This window comes from Symbiopectobacterium sp. (assembly GCF_051710365.1).
In the GTDB taxonomy this organism is placed as follows: domain Bacteria; phylum Pseudomonadota; class Gammaproteobacteria; order Enterobacterales; family Enterobacteriaceae; genus Symbiopectobacterium.
In genome coordinates this window covers 1-8,142 of record NZ_JBPETA010000141.1, presented here as the reverse complement: position 1 = coordinate 8,142, position 8,142 = coordinate 1, and the positions used below count along the sequence as shown (strand labels likewise).

The 8,142-nt window shown below is 52.5% G+C and carries 6 protein-coding genes; 5 read left to right on the top strand and 1 reads right to left on the bottom strand.

Going from position 1 to position 8,142, the window contains the following annotated elements; translation table 11 throughout:
* The 5 genes from ACTBDZ_RS12645 to lpdA form a co-directional block, all read left to right on the top strand.
* The coding region (locus ACTBDZ_RS12645) for a hypothetical protein (RefSeq protein WP_438815576.1) at positions 1 to 266 on the top strand (266 nt) is incomplete at its 5' end.
* A gap of 517 nt (positions 267 to 783) precedes the next feature.
* Positions 784 to 1,548, top strand: coding sequence for a pyruvate dehydrogenase complex transcriptional repressor PdhR (gene pdhR / locus ACTBDZ_RS12640; protein ID WP_438815575.1), 765 nt, complete (start codon positions 784 to 786; stop codon positions 1,546 to 1,548).
* Between the two features lie 168 nt (positions 1,549 to 1,716).
* A complete protein-coding gene (gene aceE, locus ACTBDZ_RS12635; protein WP_438815574.1) occupies positions 1,717 to 4,380 on the top strand; it encodes a pyruvate dehydrogenase (acetyl-transferring), homodimeric type in 2,664 nt (887 codons plus the stop codon).
* A gap of 14 nt (positions 4,381 to 4,394) precedes the next feature.
* Positions 4,395 to 6,266, top strand: coding sequence for a pyruvate dehydrogenase complex dihydrolipoyllysine-residue acetyltransferase (gene aceF, locus ACTBDZ_RS12630; RefSeq protein WP_438815573.1), 1,872 nt, complete (start codon positions 4,395 to 4,397; stop codon positions 6,264 to 6,266).
* Between the two features lie 216 nt (positions 6,267 to 6,482).
* The gene (gene lpdA / locus ACTBDZ_RS12625) at positions 6,483 to 7,907 is read left to right on the top strand and encodes a dihydrolipoyl dehydrogenase (RefSeq protein WP_438815572.1); all 1,425 of its coding nucleotides are present in this window, start codon (positions 6,483 to 6,485) and stop codon (positions 7,905 to 7,907) included.
* A 4-nt stretch (positions 7,908 to 7,911) separates the two neighbouring features.
* Here lpdA and ACTBDZ_RS12620 read toward each other — a convergent pair.
* The coding region (locus ACTBDZ_RS12620) for a hypothetical protein (protein ID WP_438815571.1) at positions 7,912 to 8,142 on the bottom strand (231 nt) is incomplete at its 5' end.

Here is an 8,142-nt window from a genome sequence, read left to right as displayed (position 1 = left end):
GGTTACGGATGGTAACGTGGGGAGTACTCATGCTGATTGGTCTGCAAAAAGCAGTAATAAATTCAGAACTTCAGAATACCGTCAAGTCCCGAAAAAAGAAAAATCAGGTGCGGAATGACGGATTGAAAGTGTATCAACATGCCTTGAAAAAAGAGACCCGTGATGGGGTGTCTCTGGCCGAACGGTGCCGAACGGCGTTATTGATGCGTATCATGCAAGGTACAGCACTTACACCAAGCGGGCAGAAAAAACTGCCGACCACCTAACCAACCTCAAGATGAAATCAATGGTCTGTGACGTGGCGATTAACGATGTTAATCGTCAAATCGAGGGAGTAAAATTGATGGGTGATAGCTGATTTTTATCGGCAAAAGTGAGGAGGGTGATGATGTTGTGTATAGGTTTTTGTTGCTGAAAATATCACCATTCGGAAAAAGAAGAATGTTAACAATAAGTATCACCAGTTCCAACGTCATGGCCTGTTTTTGATTTTAAATTTAAAAAATATGAATTTTTATTCATTTTATTGCAGGTTGAACGGTTCAGCATCGACTGGTTTTCGTTTCATAAAAGTTAAAATATTTATAGGGTTGAAGCCGCTACTTCCTAGTGAGTATAGGGTTTTGACCTAATCGGATCGTGCAATTGTTAAAATCTGGTGGAGAACATGATTTAGCGCAACGTCCGTATGGACAGAAGGTGAATACTTTGTTACTTTAGCGTCACGTTTTTGAAATTGGTATTACCAATTGACTCCGCGCACTTCGCAGAGAAACACTTACCATGGCCTATAGCAAGATCCGTCAGCCCAAACTGTCAGATGTGATTGAACAACAGCTGGAGTTTTTGATCCTCGAAGGAACCTTGCGCCCCGGCGAGAAACTCCCCCCGGAGCGCGAACTGGCGAAACAGTTTGATGTCTCCCGTCCTTCTTTGCGAGAAGCCATCCAACGTCTGGAGGCAAAAGGCCTGCTGCTGCGTCGTCAGGGTGGGGGAACGTTTGTCCAGAACAACCTGTGGCAAAGCGTGAGTGATCCGTTGTCGGAACTGCTGAGCACCCATCCTGAATCTCAATTTGATCTGCTGGAAACCCGTCATGCGCTGGAAGGCATTGCTGCCTACTACGCGGCGTTGCGTGGTACGGAAGAAGATTTCCAGCGCATCAGTGAGTGCCATACCCAGATTGAGCAGGCGCGCGCTTCGGGCGATCTGGTCGCGGAGTCGGAAGCCGTTATGCATTATCAAGTGGCTGTCACAGAAGCAACGCACAATGTGGTTTTGCTACATTTGCTACGCTGTATGGGACCGTTACTGGAACAGAACGTGCGGCAGAATTTTGAATTGTTATACCTGAGCCGAGAGGTTCTGGCCCAGGTAAGCAGTCATCGCGCCGGGATTTTTGAGGCGATTGTCGCTCGCGAACCTGAAAAGGCACGTGAAGCGTCGCATCGTCATCTGGCGTTTATTGAGGAAGTACTGCTGGATCTTAACCGGGAACATAGCCGAAGAGAGCGTTCGCTACGTCGGCTCCAGCAACGCAAGGATTGAGCGCTCTGATTGGGCGTTGAACGCGTAAATGACGATATTGGACCTGTCTTACTGTGCTTTGACAACTGCCGATGATACGGCAGCCGTCGGTGATATGACGACAATGGCAGAGTACAGCAAGACAGGCTCCAGAAAATTAACTGATTAGAAACAGATAAGGAATACACCATGTCAGAACGTTTGAATAATGACGTGGATCCGATCGAAACTCGCGACTGGCTACAGGCGATCGAATCGGTTATCCGTGAAGAGGGTGTTGAACGTGCGCAGTACCTGATCGATCAGGTATTGTCAGAAGCGCGCAAGGGTGGCGTAAACGTAGGGGCAGGCAGTGCCGTTAGCAACTACGTAAACACCATTGCTGTGGAAGACGAACCCGCCTATCCGGGTAACCTGGACCTTGAGCGCCGCATTCGTTCCGCTATTCGTTGGAACGCCATCATGACCGTACTGCGCGCGTCCAAGAAAGATCTGGAACTGGGTGGCCACATGGCGTCCTTCCAGTCTTCCGCGACCTTCTACGAAGTGTGCTTTAACCATTTCTTCCGTGCACGCAGTGCACAGGATGGCGGCGATCTGGTGTATTTCCAGGGCCATATCTCTCCGGGCATCTACGCGCGAGCCTTCCTGGAAGGGCGTCTGACCGAAGATCAGATGAACAACTTCCGTCAGGAAGTACACGGCCAGGGGCTTTCCTCTTATCCGCACCCGAAATTGATGCCGACCTTCTGGCAGTTCCCGACCGTATCCATGGGTCTGGGCCCGATCGGTGCTATTTATCAGGCTAAGTTCCTGAAATACCTGGAAAACTGTGGTCTGAAAGACACGTCCAAACAAACCGTTTACGCCTTCCTGGGCGACGGTGAAATGGATGAGCCGGAATCCAAGGGTGCTATCACCATCGCGACCCGCGAGAAACTGGATAACCTGGTCTTCGTTATCAACTGTAACCTGCAACGTCTGGACGGACCGGTTACTGGTAATGGCAAGATCATCAACGAGCTGGAAGGCATCTTTGGTGGTGCTGGCTGGCAAGTGATCAAAGTTATGTGGGGCGAGCGTTGGGACGAACTGCTGCGTAAAGACACCAGCGGTAAACTGGTCCAACTGATGAACGAAACCGTTGACGGTGACTATCAGACGTTCAAATCTAAAAACGGTGCCTACGTGCGTGAGCATTTCTTCGGCAAATACCCGGAAACGGCTGCGCTGGTTGCTGACTGGAGCGACGATCAGATTTGGGCCCTCAACCGCGGTGGTCACGATCCGAAGAAAGTCTTTGCTGCACTGAAAAAAGCGCAAGACACCAAAGGTAAACCGACCGTTATTCTGGCGCATACAATCAAAGGTTATGGTATGGGTGATGCGGCAGAAGGCAAAAACATCGCTCACCAGGTCAAGAAAGTTAACATGGATGGCGTGCGTTACTTCCGCGACCGCTTCAATGTGCCGGTGGCTGATGCTGACATCGAAAAACTGCCGTTCATCACTTTCGACAAAGATTCTGATGAATACAAATACCTGCATGAGCGCCGTCAGGCTCTGGGTGGTTACCTGCCGTCTCGTCAGCCGAATTTCGACGAGAAACTGGAACTGCCGACGCTGGAAGATTTCAGCTCTCTGCTGGAAGAACAAACCAAAGAAATCTCCACCACCATCGCCTTTGTGCGTGCTTTGAACGTGATGCTGAAGAACAAGTCGATCAAAGATCGTCTGGTTCCGATCATCGCTGACGAAGCGCGTACCTTCGGTATGGAAGGTCTGTTCCGCCAGATCGGTATCTACAGCCCGAACGGCCAGCAGTACACCCCGCAGGACCGTGAGCAGGTGGCTTACTACAAAGAAGACCTGAAAGGTCAGATCTTGCAGGAAGGCATCAACGAACTGGGTGCAGGCTCATCCTGGCTGGCGGCGGCAACGTCTTACAGCACCAACAACCTGCCGATGATCCCGTTCTACATCTACTACTCCATGTTCGGGTTCCAACGCATTGGCGACCTGTGCTGGGCAGCGGGTGACCAACAGGCACGCGGCTTCCTGGTCGGCGGTACTTCTGGCCGTACCACGCTGAACGGCGAAGGTTTGCAGCACGAAGATGGTCACAGCCACATTCAGTCGCTGACCATCCCGAACTGTATTTCCTACGATCCGTCTTTCGCTTACGAAGTGGCTGTGATCATGCAGGACGGTCTGGAGCGCATGTACGGTGAAGCGCAGGAAAACGTCTACTATTACATCACCACGCTGAACGAAAACTACCACATGCCAGCTATGCCGCAAGGCGCGGAAGAAGGTATCCGTAAGGGTATCTACAAACTGGAAACGGTAGCGGGCACGAAAGGCAAGGTTCAGTTGCTAGGCTCGGGTTCTATCCTGCGTCACGTTCGCGAAGCGGCACAGATTCTGGCCAACGACTACGGCATCGGTTCCGATGTTTACAGCGTAACCTCCTTCACGGAACTGGCGCGCGATGGTCAAGACTGCGAACGCTGGAACATGCTGCATCCGACCGACGCACCGCGCGTACCGTACATCGCTCAGGTGATGAACGATGCACCGGCTGTTGCGTCCACTGACTACATGAAACTGTTCGCCGAGCAGGTACGTACTTACGTTCCGGCCAGCGATTACCGCGTACTGGGTACTGATGGCTTCGGTCGTTCCGACAGCCGTGAAAACCTGCGTCACCACTTTGAAGTGGACGCTTCCTACGTAGTAGTTGCCGCACTGGGTGAATTGGCTAAACGCGGTGAAGTTGAAGCTTCTGTGGTGGCTGAAGCCATCAAGAAATTCAACATCGATCCTGAAAAAGTTAACCCGCGCTTAGCATAAGAGGGTAAAGAGTAATGACTATCGAAATCAACGTACCGGATATCGGTGCAGATGAAGTTGAAGTCACCGAGGTGATGGTGAAGGTGGGCGACAAAGTAGAAGCTGAACAGTCGCTGATCACCGTGGAAGGCGACAAAGCCTCCATGGAAGTGCCTTCTCCTCAGGCTGGCGTGGTGAAAGAGATCAAAGTGGCTGTCGGCGATAAAGTGGCGACGGGCAAAATGATCATGGTCTTCGAAGCCGAGGGTGCGGCAGCTGCTGCACCAGCTTCGGCGGAAACCAAAGCAGCTGCGGCAGCCGCCAGCGCGGCGAAAGAAGTGGCCGTGCCGGATATCGGCGGTGATGAAGTTGAAGTTACTGAAATCATGGTGAAAGTGGGTGACAGCGTGAGCGCTGAGCAGTCGCTGATCACGGTGGAAGGTGACAAGGCTTCCATGGAAGTGCCAGCACCGTTCGCGGGCGTGGTGAAAGAGATCAAAATCAACACCGGCGACAAAGTGAAAACCGGCTCGCTGATCATGGTGTTTGAAGTCGTAGGCGCTGCTGGCGCGGCGGCTCCGGCCCAGCAAGCGGCTGCTGCTCCTGCCACTGCGGCGTCTGGTCCGAAAGAAGTGAACGTACCGGATATCGGTGGCGACGAAGTTGAAGTCACTGAAGTGATGGTGAAAGTCGGTGACAAAATTGCCGCTGAACAATCTCTGATCACCGTAGAAGGCGACAAAGCCTCTATGGAAGTTCCGGCACCGTTCGCGGGCACCGTGAAAGAGATCAAAGTCAGCACCGGCGATAAAGTGAAAACCGGCTCGCTGATCATGGTGTTTGAAGTGGAAGGCGCTGCGCCTGCTGCTCCGGCCGCCAAACAAGAAGCCGCTCCAGCAGCGCAACCGGCGAAAGCCGCTGCACCTGCACCAGCTGCTGCCAAGGCAGACGCCAAAGGCGAATTCGCTGAAAACGATGCTTACGTCCACGCAACGCCGGTCATCCGCCGTCTGGCGCGTGAGTTTGGCGTAAACCTGGCGAAAGTGAAGGGCAGCGGCCGTAAAGGTCGTATCCTGCGCGAAGACATCCAGGCTTACGTGAAAGACGCGGTTAAACGCGCTGAATCTGCACCTGCGGCGGGCGCTGCGACCGGTGGTTCTCTGCCGGGCCTGCTGCCGTGGCCGAAAGTGGACTTCAGCAAGTTCGGTGAAGTGGAAGAAGTTGAACTGGGGCGCATCCAGAAGATCTCTGGTGCCAACCTGAGCCGTAACTGGGTGGTTATCCCGCACGTTACGCACTTCGACAAAACCGATATCACCGATCTGGAAGCGTTCCGTAAACAGCAGAACGTAGAAGCGGAAAAACGCAAACTTGACGTGAAGATCACCCCTGTGGTGTTCATCATGAAAGCCGTTGCGACTGCGCTTGAGCAGATGCCGCGTTTCAACAGCTCGCTGTCTGAAGATGCTCAACGTCTGACGCTGAAGAAATACATCAACATCGGTGTTGCCGTTGATACGCCGAATGGTCTGGTGGTTCCGGTGTTTAAAGACGTGAACAAGAAAGGCATCATCGAGCTGTCTCGCGAGCTGATGGCTATCTCCAAGAAAGCCCGTGACGGCAAGCTGACTGCGGGCGAAATGCAGGGTGGCTGCTTCACCATCTCCAGCATTGGTGGCCTCGGTACCACGCACTTCGCGCCGATCGTCAACGCGCCGGAAGTGGCTATCCTGGGTGTGTCCAAGTCTGCGATGGAACCGGTCTGGAATGGTAAAGAGTTTACGCCGCGTCTGATGATGCCGATCTCTCTGTCCTTCGACCACCGTGTCATTGACGGTGCTGATGGTGCTCGCTTTATCACCATCGTCAACAACACCTTGTCTGACATCCGCCGCCTGGTGATGTAATCGAAAAAGCCGGCCTTACGGTCGGCTTTTTTCTGATAAGCTGTTATTTGCTACAGCTGTCAGTGATTAAGGACACATCGTTAGTCGCTGTAGTTTACAAAATTGTTAACAATTTTGTAAACTACAGTGGCAAAAGACACGTCCCGGTGGAAGAGGGCGTTAAGACTCAATAATAATGACGTCACAGACCCGCCGGAAATCAATTAAGAGGTCATGATGAGTACAGAAATTAAAGCTCAGGTAGTGGTACTGGGTGCTGGCCCTGCGGGTTACTCTGCGGCGTTCCGCTGCGCGGACCTGGGGCTGGAAACCGTACTGGTAGAGCGCTACTCCACGCTGGGTGGTGTGTGTCTGAACGTGGGCTGTATCCCTTCTAAAGCGTTGCTGCACGTAGCAAAAGTTATCGAAGAAGCGAAAGCGCTGGCGGAGCACGGTATCGTGTTTGGCGAACCGCAAACCGACATCGACAAGATCCGTCTGTGGAAAGAGAAAGTTATCACCCAGTTGACGGGCGGTCTGGCCGGTATGGCGAAAGGCCGTAAAGTGAAAGTGGTCAACGGTCTGGGTAAATTTACCGGTGCGAATACGCTGGAAGTTGACGGTGCCGAAGGCAAAACCGTGATCAACTTTGATAACGCAATCATCGCCGCAGGTTCTCGTCCGATTCAACTGCCGTTTATTCCTCATGATGACCCGCGCGTGTGGGATTCCACCGATGCGCTGGAACTGAAAAGCGTTCCGGGACGTCTGCTGGTCATGGGTGGCGGTATTATCGGCCTGGAAATGGGCACCGTGTACCATGCGCTGGGTTCTCAGATCGATGTGGTTGAAATGTTCGATCAGGTGATCCCGGCTGCGGATAAAGACATCGTTAAAGTCTTCACCAAGCGCATCAGCAAGAAATTCAACCTGATGCTGGAAACCAAAGTCACGGCGGTAGAAGCCAAAGAAGACGGTATCTACGTCTCGATGGAAGGCAAGAAAGCCCCTGCTGAACCGCAGCGTTATGACGCGGTGCTGGTGGCTATCGGCCGTGTGCCGAACGGTAAAAACCTCGATGCCGGAAAAGCGGGCGTTGAAGTTGATGAGCGTGGCTTTATCCACGTTGACAAACAATTGCGTACCAACGTGCCGCACATTTACGCTATCGGCGATATCGTCGGTCAGCCGATGCTGGCGCACAAAGGCGTACATGAAGGTCACGTGGCCGCTGAAGTTATCGCGGGCAAAAAACACTACTTCGATCCGAAAGTGATCCCGTCCATTGCCTACACCGAACCGGAAGTAGCATGGGTTGGTCTGACAGAGAAAGAAGCGAAAGAGAAAGGTATCAGCTTCGAAACGGCTACCTTCCCGTGGGCGGCGTCTGGCCGTGCCATCGCTTCTGACTGCGCGGACGGCATGACCAAGCTGATTTTCGACAAAGAAACGCACCGTGTTATTGGTGGCGCGATTGTCGGTACCAACGGCGGCGAACTGCTGGGTGAAATCGGTCTGGCGATCGAAATGGGCTGTGATGCGGAAGACATCGCGCTGACCATTCACGCTCACCCGACTCTGCACGAATCTGTTGGCCTGGCGGCTGAAGTGTTCGAAGGCAGCATCACCGACCTGCCGAACCCGAAAGCGAAGAAAAAATAAGTTTTCAGGTTTGCAGGCATGAAAATCCGGCGCTTAGACGCCGGATTTTTTTTATCTCTCTTTTATCTTCGACAAAAGCTAGCACGCTAACACTTTTTACTTTTCCTGCTATACATCCGTCATTCCGCACCTGATTTTTCTTTTTTCGGGACTTGACGGTATTCTGAAGTTCTGAATTTATTACTGCTTTTTGCAGACCAATCAGCATGAGTACTCCCCACGTTACCATCCGTAA